General features: G+C 61.4%; 14 protein-coding genes. 11 read left to right on the top strand and 3 right to left on the bottom strand.

All coding sequences use genetic code 11. The features are described from left to right. Nucleotides 1-553: 553 nt before the first annotated feature. The 11 genes from urtA to BLR20_RS01915 all read left to right on the top strand — a co-directional run bounded on the left by urtA (nt 554) and on the right by BLR20_RS01915 (nt 10463). Entirely contained in the window at nt 554-1735 is a 1182-nt protein-coding gene (gene urtA / locus BLR20_RS01965) for an urea ABC transporter substrate-binding protein (protein WP_032614641.1), read from the top strand. Nucleotides 1736-1801: 66 nt separating this feature from the next. Continuing rightward, nucleotides 1802-2704: an urea ABC transporter permease subunit UrtB gene (urtB, locus tag BLR20_RS01960; RefSeq protein ID WP_003432973.1), complete on the top strand. Its 903-nt coding sequence runs from the start codon at nt 1802-1804 to the stop codon at nt 2702-2704. Between the two features lies 1 nt (nt 2705). Beyond that, nucleotides 2706-3848 (top strand): urea ABC transporter permease subunit UrtC, encoded by a 1143-nt coding sequence (urtC, locus tag BLR20_RS01955; RefSeq protein WP_010430657.1) that lies wholly within the window; start codon nt 2706-2708, stop codon nt 3846-3848. Next, on the top strand, nt 3845-4582 hold the full coding sequence (urtD, locus tag BLR20_RS01950) for an urea ABC transporter ATP-binding protein UrtD (RefSeq protein WP_003367067.1): 738 nt from the start codon (nt 3845-3847) through the stop codon (nt 4580-4582). The genes urtC and urtD overlap by 4 nt, the downstream gene beginning before the upstream one ends. A gap of 2 nt (nt 4583-4584) precedes the next feature. Then, nucleotides 4585-5274, top strand: a complete 690-nt coding sequence (gene urtE / locus BLR20_RS01945) for an urea ABC transporter ATP-binding subunit UrtE (protein ID WP_003432976.1) — start codon at nt 4585-4587, stop codon at nt 5272-5274. A 22-nt stretch (nt 5275-5296) separates the two neighbouring features. Continuing rightward, on the top strand, nt 5297-5737 hold the full coding sequence (gene ureE / locus BLR20_RS01940) for an urease accessory protein UreE (RefSeq protein ID WP_032614639.1): 441 nt from the start codon (nt 5297-5299) through the stop codon (nt 5735-5737). Then, the gene (locus BLR20_RS01935; RefSeq protein ID WP_054992991.1) at nt 5734-6465 is read left to right on the top strand and encodes an urease accessory protein UreF; all 732 of its coding nucleotides are present in this window, start codon (nt 5734-5736) and stop codon (nt 6463-6465) included. Before ureE ends, BLR20_RS01935 begins: the two co-directional genes overlap by 4 nt. Nucleotides 6466-6498: 33 nt before the next feature. Further along, complete coding sequence (locus BLR20_RS01930) at nt 6499-7194, top strand: urease subunit beta (RefSeq protein ID WP_054992992.1); 696 nt, start codon at nt 6499-6501, stop codon at nt 7192-7194. A gap of 3 nt (nt 7195-7197) precedes the next feature. Further along, on the top strand, nt 7198-8910 hold the full coding sequence (gene ureC / locus BLR20_RS01925) for an urease subunit alpha (RefSeq protein WP_054992993.1): 1713 nt from the start codon (nt 7198-7200) through the stop codon (nt 8908-8910). Between the two features lie 27 nt (nt 8911-8937). After that, complete coding sequence (ureG, locus tag BLR20_RS01920) at nt 8938-9609, top strand: urease accessory protein UreG (protein ID WP_074594315.1); 672 nt, start codon at nt 8938-8940, stop codon at nt 9607-9609. Beyond that, the gene (locus BLR20_RS01915) at nt 9606-10463 is read left to right on the top strand and encodes an urease accessory protein UreD (RefSeq protein WP_054992994.1); all 858 of its coding nucleotides are present in this window, start codon (nt 9606-9608) and stop codon (nt 10461-10463) included. The genes ureG and BLR20_RS01915 overlap by 4 nt, the downstream gene beginning before the upstream one ends. 41 nt (nt 10464-10504) lie before the next feature. Here BLR20_RS01915 and fabF read toward each other — a convergent pair whose 3' ends face one another. The 3 genes from fabF to BLR20_RS01900 are packed head-to-tail and all read right to left on the bottom strand — an operon-like array spanning nt 10505 to nt 16016. Continuing rightward, nucleotides 10505-11794, bottom strand: coding sequence for a beta-ketoacyl-ACP synthase II (fabF, locus tag BLR20_RS01910; RefSeq protein ID WP_054992995.1), 1290 nt, complete (start codon nt 11792-11794; stop codon nt 10505-10507). 2 nt (nt 11795-11796) lie between these two features. After that, the gene (locus BLR20_RS01905) at nt 11797-14916 is read right to left on the bottom strand and encodes an efflux RND transporter permease subunit (protein ID WP_054992996.1); all 3120 of its coding nucleotides are present in this window, start codon (nt 14914-14916) and stop codon (nt 11797-11799) included. Then, nucleotides 14913-16016: an efflux RND transporter periplasmic adaptor subunit gene (locus tag BLR20_RS01900; RefSeq protein WP_054992997.1), complete on the bottom strand. Its 1104-nt coding sequence runs from the start codon at nt 16014-16016 to the stop codon at nt 14913-14915. The genes BLR20_RS01905 and BLR20_RS01900 overlap by 4 nt, the downstream gene beginning before the upstream one ends. Nucleotides 16017-16085 lie beyond the last annotated feature (69 nt).

The raw sequence follows: 16085 nt of genomic DNA, 5'->3' as shown, positions 1-16085 counted from the left end.
GGCGTGTGGCAAGAGACCCTGCGAGGGTGTCAGGCAGGCTCATGCAGGGAGCGGGCCATGCGTGACGCGGCGCGTCGGGGAAAAGCAAATTCGTTGGCGAAGACGGGCGTACATTCTTGGGCTTCATGTCGCCCTGAACAGTGCCTTCGCGAACAAGTTCGCTCCTACAAAAGCACAATATTTCAGTGCCTGAACGAGTACATATCGCGAAAAAAAAGGGGCTTCTGCGTCACGCTTTTGGTGCGCAGGAGCCCTGTTCGCGCCAAAGCGGCGCATGTCGGTTTGTGCGTGCAATTAATGTAGGGGGGCTCTGCCTGTGGGTTTGGAAACGCGCGCAAAGAGCGGTTTCGCCAGTTGGCATTGCCCTTGCTAAGTTCCTCCTGAGACATCGCGCCAGCTGTTTGCCCTACGCCCCTCTCGGCAAGTAGGGAAACACCTCGCGTACGACTGGATCGGACGCAGTTGTCCCGCCAGATTCGGCACAAAAGCCTGACCTCCCGCCCATTGATTTGGCCGGGACGTCGGGCTTTTTTTATTCCTGGGAGATAAGTGAATGCACAACGACAAACGCCGTTTGATCAAGCATGCTCTGTTGCTGGGTGCTATCAGCCTGCTGCCGTTTTCCCTGATCGGTCAGGCGCAGGCGAACGAGGCCGTGAAAGTCGGCATCATCCACTCGCTGACCGGCACCATGGCCATCAGTGAAGCCTCGGTTGTCGACGCAGAAAAACTGGCCATCGAAGAAATCAACGCCAGTGGCGGCGTGATGGGCAAAACCATCGAACCGATCATCGAGGACGGTGCCAGCGACTGGCCGACCTTTGCCGAGAAAGCCCGCAAGCTGCTGGAAAACGACCACGTCGCGGTCACCTTTGGCGCGTTCACCTCGGCCTCGCGCAAAGCGGTGCTGCCGGTCTTCGAGCGCAACAAGGGCCTGCTCTACTACCCGACCTTCTATGAAGGGCTGGAGAAATCCCCGGCCATTATCTACACCGGTGCCGAGGCCTCGCAGCAGACCCTGGCGGCCGTTACCTGGCTGATGGCCAATAAGGGCAAGAGCGTCTATCTGGTCGGCTCCGACTACATCTGGCCACGCACCACCAACAAGCTGGCGCGGGCATCGGTGACCAAACAGGGCGGTTCCATCGTCGGCGAAGATTATCTGCCGCTGGGGGCCATCGAGTTTTCCTCGGTGATCAACAAGATCAAGGCAGCCAAGCCGGACATCGTACTGTCGACCATCGTCGGCGGCTCCAACGTGGCGTTCTACAAACAGCTCAAGGCCGCGGGTATCGACAGCACCAACCAGACGCTGATGGGGCTGGCGATCACCGAAGAGGAAGTCACCGGCATCGGTGCGGAAAACCTCGTCGGCTTCCTGACCTGCATGAGCTATTTCCAGAGCCTGAAAAACCCGGTCAACGAGAAGTTCGTTCAGGCGTTCAAGACGCGCTATGGGCAGCAGCGCGTCGTCGGTGATCCGATGGCGGCGGCGTACACCGCGGTGTACCTGTGGAAAAAAGCCGTTGAGAAGGCAGGCAGTTTCGACGTGCCGAAAGTGATCGCCGCATCCTCGGAACTGACCCTCGATGCGCCTGAAGGCGAGATCAAGGTGCACAAGGACAACCACCACCTATGGAAGCGTGCGCGCATCGGCACCCTCAATGCGCAGGGCCAGGTCGACGTGATCTACGAGTCGGCACCGATCGAGCCCAACCCCTTTCCGAAACTCTGATCCCGGCCCGGGCGCGATCCGCTTCGCGCCCGCTTTCGTCAATGTGCAGCAACAGGTAGCGACGGCATGACTCTCGATACGCTGGTAATGCAAGTCTTCAGCGGGTTCTCGCTGTTTTCCGTGCTGGTGCTGATGGCACTCGGGCTGACCATCGTGTTCGGCCTGATGGGCGTGATCAACATGGCGCACGGCGAACTGATGGCGATGGGCTCATACATGACCTACGTCACCTCAGTGGTGTTTCAGCGCTACTTTCCCGAGCTCATGGGCTGGTATTTCATCATCGGCATCGGGATGGCCTTTGTGGTGACCTTTGCTTTCGGTCTACTGCTGGAGCGCTGCTTCATTCGCTTCATGTACAACCGACCGCTCGACACCCTGCTGGCGACCTGGGGGCTGTCTCTGGTCCTGCAGCAGCTGTTCCGTCAGGTCTTCGGCCCCAAGGAAGTCAGCGTGCCCACCGTGCAGTGGTTGCAGGGCGCATGGAAAATCAGCGATGGGCTGGAACTGCCCCTCAACCGGATTTTCATCATCGGTCTGACCTTCGTGATTGCTGCTGCGGTGTTCCTGTTTCTCTACCGCAGTCGCTGGGGCCTGCGCATTCGCGCAGTGACTCAGAACCGCGCCATGGCCGGTGCGGCCGGGATCAATACCGCGCGAGTCGATTCGGTGACCTTCGCGCTGGGCTGCGGCCTGGCGGGCATTGCCGGCAGTTCGTTCACCATGCTTGCGTCCACCGGCCCGGTCAGCGGTCAGCAGTACCTGGTGGACACCTTCATCGTCGTCGTATTCGGCGGCGTGGAAAGCTTGCTGGGCACCTTCCTTTCGGCGTTCGCCATCGGTCAGACCCAGGTTTCGCTGGAATACCTGACCACCGGTTCCATGGCCAAGGCGATCACCCTGCTGGTGGTCATCGTGCTGCTGTTCTTCCGCCCCAACGGCCTGTTCGCCACGAAAGTGAGACGTTGAGATGAATGACATGACTGAAAAGCCGACGCTCCGGCCGCAGGCCAATGTGTCTGGCCCCGGCAAGCCAGCGGGTGGCTGGTTGACGCTGATTGAGCGCTACAGCCTGATCTGGCTGTCGCTGCTGTTGCTGGTGGCGTTGCCATTGATGCTAGGCGATTTTCGCCTCGGTCTGGCCGGCAAATACCTGAGCCTGGCGTTCTGCGCAGTGGGCATGGTGATGATCTGGGGCTACGGCGGCATCCTCAGTCTCGGCCAGGGGATCTTCTTCGGCCTGGGCAGCTACATGATGGCGATGTACCTCAAACTCGAAGCCACCGCCACGGACGAAGCGGCCAGCGCCCTCGCCGCTTTCTACGGCTCGGCACTGCCGGACTTCATGATCTGGAACAGCGTTGAAGCCCTGCCTTGGTGGTGGAAGCCGTTCGAGTCGGCAACCTTTACCCTGGCAGCGATCCTGATCCTACCTGCGCTGCTGGCGTTTCTGTTCAGTTATGCGTACTTCAAAAAGCGCGTGGGCGGCGTGTACTTCTCGATCATTACCCTGTCACTGGCCTCGATCATGTCGATCATGATCATCGGCCAACAGGGCTACACCGGAGGCGTGAATGGCCTGACCGATTTCAAGACTGCCTTCGGCCTGAGCCTGCAGACGCCCCAGACGCCCTGGATTCTCTACCTGATCACCACACTGTTGCTGCTGGCCAGCGTCGCGATGTGCGGGTTCATTCTGCGCAGCCGTCTGGGCAAGGTGATCGTGGCGATCCGTGATCGCGAAGACCGGGTACGTTTCTCCGGCTACAACACTGCGCTGTTCAAGGCCTTCATTTTTGCCGTGGCCGCACTGATTTCCGCGCTGGGCGGGGTGATGTTCACCTTGCAGGTCGGGCTGGCGTCGCCCTCGCTGGTGGGCATCATTCCGTCCACCGAGATCGTCATCTACGCCGCGCTGGGTGGACGCCTCTCGCTGGTGGGTGCGGTGTACGGCACGCTGTTGATCGGTACGGCCAAAACCTGGCTGTCGGAAAACTTCGTCAGTTTCTGGCAGTACTTCATCGGTTTCCTGTTCATGGCCGTGGTGCTGTTCCTGCCCACCGGGCTGGCCGGGCTGCTGCAGCGGCTGAGCAACAAGGAGACGCAGTCATGAGCGCGATGTTACTGAGTGTCGAAGACCTGACCGTGTCATTCGACGGTTTCAAGGCGGTCGACAACCTCAATTTCTATGTCGAGGAAAACCAGGTGCATGTGGTGATCGGGCCCAATGGCGCGGGCAAGACCACCTTGCTCGACATGATTTGCGGCAAGACCCGCCCGAGTGCCGGCAGCATCCGCTTCAAGGACCTGCAACTGGCGAACATGATCGAGTACCAGATCACCCGCGCAGGCGTGGGCCGCAAGTTTCAGAACCCGTCAGTCTACGAAGACCTCACCGTGCGCGAAAACCTCGACATTTCCTCGCCGGACAAGCGCGGCATCTTCAACTGCCTGTTCGCCGGCAAGAACGCAGCGCTGAATGCCGAAATCGATCAGACCGCCGAAATGATCTTTCTCAAGGACCAGTTGGGACGCAAGGCCGGGCTGTTGTCCCACGGCCAGAAGCAGTGGCTGGAGATCGGCATGCTGTTGATGCAGCGTCCGGAACTGCTGCTGCTCGACGAGCCCGTCGCCGGCATGAGCGCAGGCGAGCGGGAGAAAACCGCAGGCCTGCTCAAGCTCATCGCCAAGGGTCGCGCGATGGTCATCATCGAGCACGACATGGAGTTCGTGAAATCGGTGGCCGACAAGGTCACCGTCCTGCATCAGGGCAAGACCCTGGCCTACGGCTCGATGGATCAGGTGCAGAACGATCCTCGCGTCATCGACGTCTACCTGGGGCACTGAACATGCTGAATGTCTCTCACCTCAATGTGTATTACGGCGACAGCCACGTGTTGCGCGACCTCAGCCTGGAGCTGGCGGCAGGCGAGTCACTCGCGGTCATGGGCCGCAACGGCATGGGCAAGACCACGCTGCTCAGAAGCCTGGTCGGCATGTTGCCGACGCGCAGCGGCAGCATCACCCTGGCCGGGCAGGAACTGACCGGCAGCAAGAGCTACGAGCGGGTCGCCGCCGGGGTCGGTTTCGTGCCTCAGGGGCGGATGATTTTTCCCTATCTGAGTGTCGAGGAAAACATCCTGACCGGCATGCAGGGTGCGCCCGCCGCGCCGATTCCCGACTACATCTTCGAATACTTCCCGGTGCTGTTCGAGATGCGTCGACGCAAGGGCGGCAACCTGTCCGGCGGCCAGCAACAACAGTTGGCCATCGCCCGCGCGCTGGTCTCCAACCCCAAGGTATTGATCCTCGATGAGCCCACCGAAGGCATCCAGCCCTCGATCATCAAGGACATCGCCAAAGCCCTCAACCTGCTGAAAAAGGAACGCGGGTTTTCGCTGATTGTTTCCGAGCAGGTGCTGTCGTTCGCCATGGCGGTGGCAGACCGCTACCTGATCATCGAAAAAGGCGAATTCGTCCACAGCGAGGTCCGCGAAACCGTCGACCGCGAGCGCATCCTGCGCTACCTGACAATCTGAACAACGCACAGGAGCCATCGCCATGCTGATACTCGACCGCATTCTGGGCCAGGCCAGCGACCCCGCCCTCGCCGACCGCCTGCATGACCTGAGCCACGCCGGTCAGGTCGAAACCCTGAGCCTGTCCGGCAGTGACATTCAGCGCCATCGCCTGCGCCTGGCCAGTGATCGGGGCACCGATTGCGCGATTCGCCTGGAACGCCATCAGCAACTGCGCAACGGCTCGGTACTGATGCTCGACAGTCAACGCGCCATCGTCGTGCAAATGCAGGATCAGGAATACCTCGACCTGCAACCGCGCGACGCGGCCGCCGCGCTGGAACTGGGTTATTTCGCCGGCAATATGCACTGGGCGGTGCGCTTTGCCGGAAACACCTTGCAGATCCCGCTCAACGGTCCGGAAGCTGACTACCTCGAACGTCTGGCGCCCATGCTCGCGGACGGCCGGGTGCAACGCGCATGAACGCCTCGAGCAGCCTGTTGCTGGCCCTGCAGCAGGCCGACAGTTTCTTTCCCGGCGGCGCAGTGGCGTGGTCGTGGGGTCTGGAAACGCTGGTCGCTGACGGGCACCTTGGCCACGGCGAAATCGTCGCGCCACGACGCCGGCAACGGACTGTTCGCCATAGCCGCAGTGCCGAGGTGCACGGCTTCGTCGAAGGCCAGTTGCGCCATCGCTGGAACAGTTTTGATCGAGTGTTTCTGCTCGCCGCCTGGCACGCGGCTGATGACCAGCCAGAGTTGATGGCTCTGGACGCCCGGATCGAAGCGCTGACCCTGGCCGAAGAACTGCGCCAGGGCTCACGACGTGTCGGCCAGGCATTGCTGGGCGTGCATGTCGCGCTGGGCACATCGGGCGCGGCGTCCTATCAGCAGCAGATTCTGGCAGGTCACACACCGGGCCATTTGCCCGTGGTGCAGGGCTTGCTGTGGAACCACCTGGGCATGCACCGCGATCACTGCCAACTGGCTGCCGCGCACGCTTTGTGTACCGGGCTGGTCAGCGCCGCCGTACGGCTCGGGGTCATGGGCCACATCGATGCGCAACGGGTGCTGACCGATATTCAACCGCTGATCACCGAGTTGCTGGCGCAGGAGCCGCCTGAACCGGACGACGCGTGCGGCTTCACACCCATGGCCGAAATCGCCGTGATGCGTCACGAAACCCAGGACCTGCGCCTGTTCGCCAATTGACCGGCCGTCTACTGACCGCTCTGGAGCCCCCTCATGCTGCTGACCCCTACCGAACTTGAACGACTCACGCTGTACACCGCCGCCGAACTGTCGCGCAAACGTCGCAACAAGGGCCTGCGCCTGAACTTCCCGGAAGCCTCGGCACTGATCGCCGACGAAATCCTCGAAGGTGCGCGTGAAGGTCGCAGCGTCGCCGAGCTGATCGGTTTCGGCTCGACGATCCTCAATACCGATGACGTGATGCCAGGGGTCGTCGAGTTGCTGCCGGTGCTGCAGGTCGAGGGCACGTTTGCGGACGGCACCAAACTGGTCACCGTGCATCAACCGATCCGGCCGGGCCGACTGCCGCTGGCGGTCATGCCCACACCGGGGGAGATTCTTTCACCTGACGGCGATATCCACCTGAACGGCGACCGCCCGACCGCCACCCTGCGCGCGATCAATACCGGCGACCGGCCGGTGCAGATCGGCAGTCACTATCATTTTTTCGAGGTCAACAAGGCGCTGGATTTCCCGCGTGAAAGTGCCTTCGGCATGCACCTGGATATTCCCGCAGGCACGGCGGTGCGCTTCGAACCCGGCGAGCTGCGCGAAGTGCATCTGGTGCAGTTTGGCGGTACCGGCGACATCCACGGTTTCAGTGGCCTGACCAACGGCAACCTGCACGATCCGGCCTGCAAGCTCGCAGCGCTGGAACGTGCCCGCGCCCAATACTTCAAGGGGGCCTGAGGCATGGCGACGATGACGCGCAAGGAATACGCCGCCATGTACGGCCCCACGACTGGCGATGGCGTGCGGCTGGGCGACACCTCGCTGCTGGCCGAAGTCGAGTTCGACCACTCGGTGCCCGGCGATGAGTGCCTGCATGGCGGTGGCAAGACGCTGCGCGACGGCATGGGCCTGATGCCCGGGCATGACAGCGCCGACGGTGCCCTCGATATGCTGATCTGCAACGCGCTGATCATCGACCCGGTGATCGGCATCGTCAAAGGCGACATCGGCATCAAGGACGGCAGGATCGTTGCCATTGGCAAGGCCGGCAACCCGCAGATCATGGACGGCGTACACCCGCAACTGATCTGCGGCGTCGCCACGACCGTACGCGATGCCGAGGGCCTGATCGTCACCCCCGGCGGCATCGACGTGCATGTGCATTTCGACTCCGCGCAACTCTGCGATCACGCGCTGGCAGCAGGTCTGACCACACTGATCGGCGGCTCACTGGGGCCGATCACGGTCGGCATCGACTGTGGCGGGGAGTGGAACGTCGGCAAGATGTTACAGGCTGCCGAAGCCTGGCCGATCAACTTCGGCTTTCTGGGACGCGGCAATTCCAGCAAGCCCGAATCGCTGCTCGGGCAACTGCGCGGCGGTTGTCTGGGGCTGAAGATCCACGAGGACTGGGGCGCCATGCCGGCGGTGATCGACACCTGCCTGAAAGTCGCCGACGAATACGATTTTCAAGTCCAGTTGCACACCGACACGCTCAATGAATCCGGTTTTCTCGAAGACACGCTGGCGGCCATCGGCGACCGCACCATCCACATGTACCACACTGAGGGTGCAGGCGGCGGACACGCGCCGGACATCATCAGCGTCGCTGGCAAAAGCAACTGCATCCCCTCCTCGACCAACCCGACCAACCCCTACACCGTGAATACGTTCGACGAGCACCTGGACATGATCATGGTCTGCCACCACCTCAATCCGGACGTGCCGGAAGACGTAGCGTTCGCCGAATCGCGGGTGCGCCCGCAGACCATCGCCGCCGAGGACATCCTGCACGACACCGGCGCCATTTCGATCCTGGGCTCAGACAGCCAGGGCATGGGCCGTATCAACGAGGTGATCTGCCGGACCTGGCAACTGGCGTCGAAAATGAAAGACCAGCGCGGTCGCCTGCCAGAGGAAAACACAGCGCAGGGCGACAACGAACGGATCAAGCGCTACATCGCCAAATACACCATCAACGCCGCGCGGGTGTTCGGCATCGACAGCTACATAGGTTCTCTGGAGCCCGGCAAGCTGGCCGATCTGGTGCTCTGGCGGCCGGCCTTCTTTGGCATCAAGCCGGAGCTGGTGGTCAAGGGTGGCTTCATCGTGCACGCCGTGATGGGCGATTCCGCCGCCTCGCTGTACACCTGCGAACCCTTGGTGATGCGCCCGCAATGGGGGGCATTTGGCGAGGCGAAACAGGCGCTGTCGGTCAACTTCGTCAACCGTCTTGCCGTCGAGGCCGACACCGCAACGCGCCTGGGGCTGAAGAAGCAACTGCTGCCCGCGTTCGGCACTCGCACCCTGCGCAAGTCCGACATGCTGCACAACGATGCCTGCCCGGACATCCGCGTAGACCCGCAGACTTTCGACGTGTACGCCGACGGCGAGCGCCTGCACTGCGAGCCGGTCAGCGAAGTGCCGCTTGCGCAACGCTACATGCTGCGTTGAAACCCTCCCCGCACAGGAATCCCGACAATGAGCCAAACCATGAATGCCCCCGCCCCGAGTTCCGGACAGACCGATGCGCCCCCCCATCCCGGCGCAGCGCGCGTCGGCATCGGCGGGCCGGTCGGCTCGGGCAAGACCCGTCTGCTGGAACAACTGATCCCGCGCTTCATCGCGCGTGGTACAGAGCTGGCGATCATCACCAATGACCTTGCGACCCGTGAGGATGCCGAGCGTGTACAACGCAGCGGGCTGATCGACCCACAGCGGGTTCGTGCGGTAGAAACCGGCGCCTGCCCGCACACGGCCATTCGTGAAGACCCGACCCTCAACCTGCAAATGGCCGATGAGCTGGAAGCGCGCTTCGGCAATCTGGATCTGGTACTGATCGAATCCGGCGGCGACAACCTGGCCTCGACTTTTTCGCTGGATCTGGTGGACTACTGGATTTTCGTCATTGATGTGGCAGGCGGCGACGATATCCCGCGCAAACGCGGCCCCGGCGTTTTGAGCTGCGACCTGCTGGTGGTCAATAAATACGACCTGGCACCCTATGTGGGTGTCGACCTGCCGCGCATGCGACGCGAGTCGGCGCAGGCGCGCAACGGCCAGCCGGTGCTGTTTACCAACTGCAACACTGGCGAGGGCGTCGACGCGGTGGTTGAAGCGATAAGCCGTGCCGTGTTGTTTGACCGCATATGAACGCCCATCAATCGGCACTGCCTGCACAGACCAGAAGCACGGCGCATATTGCCTTCAGCAAGGCGCCTTCCGGGGCCAGCTATGTGTCTCGTCAGGAAGTAGGCTACCCCTTCCATCTGGGGCGTACCCTGACCCTGCCGCAAGACCCGCCCGGCATGGCAGCGGTCTACCTGCAATCGTGCTCGGGAGGCCTGTTCGCCGGGGAACAACTGCACCTGCATCTGCACGCAGGGCCAGGCACACAAGTGCACGTCAGCACCGGCGCTGCGACGGTCGCGCACAGCATGCTCGAGCAGTCGGCGCGGCAGACCGTGACACTGGTCGCCGAACCCGACGCGCTGCTGGAGTACCTGCCGATGGCTACCATCCTGTTTCCACAGACGCGGCTGCACAGCCAGGTGGACGTGACACTGCACCCCGGTGCGCGGGTGCTGCTGTGCGATGCATTCTGCCTGCACACACCTCCTGGCAGCGAAGGGCTGCCCGGCTTTTACCGCGCCGATCTGCAGGTTTATAGCCCGGCCGGAAAACTGCTGGCCGGTGACCGACTGGCAATGACCGGGGCAGACCTGCAACGCCGACTGCCCGGCGTGAGCGGACAACGGCAAGCCTTGGCAACGTTCATGCTGGTGGGTCAGGGTTTGCCGGTAGAGGATTTGAAGCGGACGTTGCGCGAGGCATTGCACGACGTTGCCGATAGCTACCAGGGCGTCAGCGCATTGCCGAACGATTGCGGCGTGTCCGTACGCGTGATGAGCGCCGATGCAGTGGCGTTGCGCAATGCCCTGCACCTGGCTTGGGCATGCGTTCGGCAGCAATTGACAGGACTTGCGCCGCGGGTGCGGCGCAAGTAATCCGCCAGGCGGTTACAAAGCACTTTCCAGGCTCAAATGACTTACGGCCTGCCTTCCCAGCGACGAAAGAGAACGCTGGCATTGACCCCGCCAAATCCGAACCCGTTTGAAAGGGCATGAACGATCGGGGTCTCTCGGGCGACCATGGCCACCAGGTCAAGCCCTTCGGCAGCCTCATCGGGGTGGGTGAGGTTCAATGTGGGGGGCACGATCTGGTCTCTTAATGCCAGCACCGTGAAAACTGCTTCGACTCCGCCGGCAGCACCCAGCAAATGTCCGGTGGCCGATTTCGTAGAACTGATGGCGACTCCTGATCGAGTGCCGAACAATGAGCGAATCGCAGCCAGCTCACCCTTGTCACCGACAGGCGTGGAAGTGGCGTGAGCATTGATATGCTGCACCTCATCAACCCCTGCGCCACCTTGATGCAGTGCCTGCGCCATCGCCCTGCGGGCACCGCCACCGTCTTCCGGTCCGGCGGTCAGGTGATAGGCATCCGCACTGGTGCCATAGCCTGTCAGTTCCGCAAGCGGCGTCGCGCCCCGCGCCAGAGCATGCTCCAGTGATTCAATGACCAGCAGGCCTGCCCCTTCAGCCATGACGAAACCGTCACGGTCCCGGTCAAACGGGCGTGAAGCCTCTTGCGGTCGACCCGCAAAGCTGGTTGAAAGCGCACGAGCCGCAGCGAAGCACCCCAGGGTGACGCGATCAATGGCGGCCTCGGCACCACCGCAGATTGCAATGTCGGCCTCACCGCTTCTGATCAACCGCGCTGCGTCGCCAATGGCTTGCACGCCGGCTGCGCAGGCAGTCACGGGTGCACCCAGCGGCCCTTTGAAACCATAACGGATGGAAATCTGTCCAGCTGCCATGTTCGCCAGAAAGGATGGCGCAGTGAATGGCGACAGCCTGCGAGGTCCACGGGTATCCGTGACACGCACAGCTTCGGCAATGGCGCCAAAACCGCCAACCCCCGACGCAATAACGGTCGCCGTGCGCTGTTGTTCCACTTCAGAGTCAGGATGCCAACCCGCCTGCGCGAGCGCTTCATGAGCAGCAACGAGCGCGAACTCGATGAAGCGGTCCATCTTCTTGCGCTCTTTCATCGGGATCACGCTATCCGGGGCATATCCGGCAACCGGGTCTTCTCCTAGGGTCGGCACCTGACCTGCGACGGAAACACCGGTGCCGTCACTGACGCTGCCTGGCAGCAAGCCAATGCCTGAGCGGCCACGCAACAATCTGTGCCATACCTTTTCGACCCCGCACCCCAAGGGACTGACTATGCCGCAACCGGTTACGACAATCCGCTTTTGGCCATATTGATTCATGATCAGATCCTCTTCATCTCTGTGCCAGTTGAGGCGTGACTGCTGGAGTTTCGGGGCTGCGTTCCTCTATCCGGACGGATTTTGAACCAGATTGAATACATGGCCGGCAGGAAGACCAGCGTCATGACAGTCCCGCCGAGGGTGCCTCCGATCAGCGTGTAGGCAAGCGTGCCCCAGAACACCGAATGGGTCAGAGGGATGAACGCCAGGATCGCCGCCAGTGCCGTGAGCAGTACCGGGCGTGCTCGCTGTACGGTCGCTTCGACCACCGCACGAAACGGGTCGAGCCCTTGCTTTTCGTTATGGTCGATCTGCCCGATCAGGATCAAGGTATTGCGCATCAGAATGCCGGACAGCGCGATCAGCCCGACGAGAGCGTTGATGCCGAACGGCTGATTGAACAGAAGCAGTGTCGGCACAACGCCGATCAACCCAAGCGGCGCAGTGAAAAACACCATCATCATCGCCGACATCGAACGCACTTGAAGGATGATGATCAGCAAGGTGACGGCAATCATGATCGGAAACAGCGGGGCCAATGCCACAGTGGCCTTCGCCGACTCCTCTATTGATCCGGCCTGCTCGATCCGATAGCCCTCCGGCAGGCTGTCGATGATCGGCTGCAGTTCTTTCATGATTACGGCGGAGACATCCGGCGGCTGCAGATCTTCCGCAATATCACCGCGCACGGTGATGGTCGGCACACGATCTCTGCGGCGCAGAATCGGGTCTTCCATACGCACTTCGACCACTCCGGTCTGCGACAGAGGAATACGCTGACCGGCAGCCCCCACCAGCGTGAAACCCTCGATCTTCGCAGGGTCCAGGCGGATGTCACCCGCCGCCCTGCCCATCACGTCCACTGAACGGATATCTTCGCGCACAGACGTGACAGGGACACCTGAGAGCAGGAACTGCAATTGACGGGCAACTGCGCTCGAGGTCAGCCCGACGGCCTGCAAACGATCCTGATCCAGAGAGAAGTGCAGCGTGGGTGCTCGTGCTCCCCAATCGCTGTTGACGGTACGCATCATCGGACTCGCCGCCATCACGGCTTCGACCCGCCCGGCGATCTCGCGCAATGTGTCAGGGTCTGGCCCGCGCACGCGATACGCCACGGGAAACGGTGAATAAGGACCGAACACGAGCTGTGTGACCCGCACCCGGGCCTCGGGTGCAAGCCCGTCAGCAACCGCTTCACGAATCCGCAGCTTGAGCGCCTCACGTGCGTCCTGGCTTTCAGTCAGTACAACGATCTTTGCAAACGATGGGTCCGGCAGCTCCGGCGCCATTGCCAGATAAAAACGTGGCGAGCCCTGGCCGATGTAGGACGTGACGATCTTCGCGGCATCCTGCTTTTGCAGCCACGCCTCGACCTTGGCGGTGGTGGCGCTGGTCTGCTCGATGGATGTGCCGTAGGGCATCTGCACTTCGATCAGTACTTCCGGGCGATCGGAGGTCGGGAAGAATTGCTTCTTGACCGCTCCCATCCCGAGAACCGCCACCACAAATGCAGCGATCACCGCACCCGCCACCCACCACTTCCTGGCAATGACATGGGCCAGAATCCGCCTGAAACGATTGTAATGCGCAGTGTCGTAGATGGCGGCATGTCCGCCTTCAACCGGCTTGATTGCCGGCAGCATCTTCACCCCCAGATAAGGTGTGAAAACCACTGCAACTATCCAGGAGGCGATCAAGGCGATGCCGACAATCCAGAACATGTTGCTGGTGTACTCGCCGGCAGTCGATTGCGCAAAACCGTTCGGCATGAAGCCGACAGCGGTCACCAGGGTACCGGCAAGCATGGGCGCAGCTGTGTGACTCCAGGCATAGGCTGACGCCTTGATCCGGTCGTAGCCTTCCTCCATCTTCACCACCATCATTTCGATAGCAATGATTGCGTCGTCCACCAACAGGCCCAGCGCCAGGATCAGTGATCCCAGGGTAATACGATCAAAGTTCTTGCCTGTCGCTTCCATCACGACGAAGACAATGGCCAGCGTCAGCGGTACGGCTGCTGCGACCACCACACCGACGCGCCAGCCCATGCTGAGAAAGCAGACCAGCATCACCACAAGCAGGGCGACGAAGAATTTGATCATGAACTCGTCAACGGCCGAACCGATGTTCACCGACTGGTCAGTGACCTTCGAAAGCGTCATTCCCAATGGCATGCCTTGATTGATTCTGACGGTTTCTGCTTCCAGCGCTTTACCCAGGTCCAGGCCGTTCCAGCCGTCGCGCATCACAATGCCCAGCAACAGGGCCGGCTCCCCCTGGTTGCGGACCAGAAAGGTCGCCGGGTCTTCATAGCCGCGCTCCACTGTCGCCACGTCCTGGAGCTTCAGCGTTTTACCCCGCGCCACAATCGGCGTGTTGCGGATTTTCTCAAGGGTGTCGAAGGCACCGTCCAGACGCAGAAACACCTGCGGCCCGCTGGTTTCAATCGAACCGGCAGGGGTCAGGACGTTCTGTTCGTTGAGCGCCGAAAAAATGTCCTGAGGAGAGAAGCCCAATGTTGCCAGCCGCTCGTGGGAGAACGACACAAAAATTCGTTCGGCCTGTTCGCCGATGATATTGATCTTCTTCACGCCCGGCACATGCAGCAGACGCTGGCGCAGTGACTCGGCATCGCGTACCAGCAGCCGCTGCGGTTCACCTTTGGCTTTCAACGCAAACAGCGCAAAGGTCACGTCCGAGAATTCATCATTGACCATCGGACCAATGACCCCCGCAGGCAACGACTTCGCGGCATCACTGAGTTTCTTGCGCGCCTGATAAAACTCTTCCTGCACCTGGGAAGGTGGGGTCTTGTCCTGAAATGAAACCATAGTGAATGCCAGACCCGGCCGGGTGTAGGTCTCGCTACGGTCGTACCACTTCAATTCCTGCATGCGCTTTTCAAGCGGCTCGGCGACCTGATCCTGCATCTCCTGAGCGGTTGCGCCAGGCCAGGCAGAAATGACGGTTATTTGCTTGACGGTGAAAGGCGGATCTTCCGCACGACCCAGTTTGAAAAATGAAAGCGTACCGGCCACGCCTATCAAAATAATCAGAAAAAGTGTGATGGCGCGTTCGCGAACGGCCAGTGCAGAAAGATTGAAGCGTCCCGGATTCATGGCCGTGCCTCAGCGGTGATAACACTCTGCTGCACGCGCACTTCCTCACCGTCGTGAAGCAAATGCGTGCCCAATGCCACGACCTGCTCGCCGGCCTGGAGACCGCCACTCACGTTTGCCAAATCGTCACTCACACCCAGCAGTTGCAAGGCGCGCCAGGTGACTTTGGCAGGCGTACCTGCAATGACCCAGACACCCGGGCCTTGACCCGGGTCATGCAGAGCAGCAATGGGTACCGCCAGCGACTGCCGGGCTGCCTTGCCCACAGCGATATCGAGGGACACCGTTGACCCCAGAGGCGCACTGAGGTTTGAGCCTTCAAGCACATACCTGGCTTCAAACGTACGCGTCAGCGGGTCTGCGGCGTCAGAGAGCAGCCGCAGCCTTGCCGGTATGACGCGCGCACTGTCGCCATACAGTCTGGCCTCAGCCCGATCACCAATAGTCGGCCGCAAGGTTTCAGGCAGATGGACAATGGCTTCGCGTGGCCCCGCCTTTGCCAGCCTGACCACGGGCTGGCCTGCGCTGACGACCTGTCCAGGCTCGACCAGCGTATCGACCACAACGCCGTCGGCGTCCGCCAGTAAAACAGCGTACCCGCTTGCGTTGCGCGCCACGCTGGCCTGCGCTTGTGCAGCACTCAGTTCTGCCTTGGCGGTGTCGGCCAGGGATTTGATCCTGTCGTAGGCGGAAGCGGATATCGCACCAGCGACGACCAGGTCACGGTTACGCGCTTCGTCATCGGCGGTCTGCCTGGCTCGTGCCACAGCGGCGGCAACCGCCTGCTGTTGGGCCTGAGCCTGAAGCCCAAGGTCAACGGGGTCCAGGCGCATCAGTTGCTCACCGCGCTTGACGGTCTGGCCGGTATCCACCAGGCGCTCAAGCACCTTCCCGGAAACCCGAAACCCAAGGTCGCTCTGAACCCGAGCGACCACAACCCCGGTGAACAAACGGGAGGCTTGATCAGCATTTGCAACAGTGGCCGCCCTTACCAGAGGCGACTGGGTACGTGGATCGCGCACCCCGGACGACTCGCTGCACGCAGTCAAAAAGAGAGGCAATAACAACAAGGCAGTGGTTTTGTGTCTGGACAGGAGCATGGGATCCCTACTTGAAATCAAGTGAGCAGGGATACGATTCTCCGGAAAGTGACCAAATTAGTCAATGGT

Source organism: Pseudomonas congelans, from assembly GCF_900103225.1.
Taxonomy (GTDB): domain Bacteria; phylum Pseudomonadota; class Gammaproteobacteria; order Pseudomonadales; family Pseudomonadaceae; genus Aquipseudomonas; species Aquipseudomonas congelans.
This window is presented reverse-complemented; position numbering and strand designations above follow the sequence as displayed.

Excerpts from the sequence above, each read along its gene's own strand:
- BLR20_RS01915 (WP_054992994.1), top strand. The coding sequence starts at position 9,606 with ATGAACGCCCATCAATCGGCACTGCCTGCACAGACCAGAAGCACGGCG.
- BLR20_RS01905 (WP_054992996.1), bottom strand. The coding sequence starts at position 14,916 with ATGAATCCGGGACGCTTCAATCTTTCTGCACTGGCCGTTCGCGAACGC.
- fabF (WP_054992995.1), bottom strand. The coding sequence starts at position 11,794 with ATGAATCAATATGGCCAAAAGCGGATTGTCGTAACCGGTTGCGGCATA.
- urtB (WP_003432973.1), top strand. The coding sequence starts at position 1,802 with ATGACTCTCGATACGCTGGTAATGCAAGTCTTCAGCGGGTTCTCGCTG.
- ureG (WP_074594315.1), top strand. The coding sequence starts at position 8,938 with ATGAGCCAAACCATGAATGCCCCCGCCCCGAGTTCCGGACAGACCGAT.
- urtC (WP_010430657.1), top strand. The coding sequence starts at position 2,706 with ATGAATGACATGACTGAAAAGCCGACGCTCCGGCCGCAGGCCAATGTG.
- ureE (WP_032614639.1), top strand. The coding sequence starts at position 5,297 with ATGCTGATACTCGACCGCATTCTGGGCCAGGCCAGCGACCCCGCCCTC.
- BLR20_RS01930 (WP_054992992.1), top strand. The coding sequence starts at position 6,499 with ATGCTGCTGACCCCTACCGAACTTGAACGACTCACGCTGTACACCGCC.
- BLR20_RS01935 (WP_054992991.1), top strand. The coding sequence starts at position 5,734 with ATGAACGCCTCGAGCAGCCTGTTGCTGGCCCTGCAGCAGGCCGACAGT.
- urtA (WP_032614641.1), top strand. The coding sequence starts at position 554 with ATGCACAACGACAAACGCCGTTTGATCAAGCATGCTCTGTTGCTGGGT.
- ureC (WP_054992993.1), top strand. The coding sequence starts at position 7,198 with ATGGCGACGATGACGCGCAAGGAATACGCCGCCATGTACGGCCCCACG.
- BLR20_RS01900 (WP_054992997.1), bottom strand. The coding sequence starts at position 16,016 with ATGCTCCTGTCCAGACACAAAACCACTGCCTTGTTGTTATTGCCTCTC.
- urtD (WP_003367067.1), top strand. The coding sequence starts at position 3,845 with ATGAGCGCGATGTTACTGAGTGTCGAAGACCTGACCGTGTCATTCGAC.
- urtE (WP_003432976.1), top strand. The coding sequence starts at position 4,585 with ATGCTGAATGTCTCTCACCTCAATGTGTATTACGGCGACAGCCACGTG.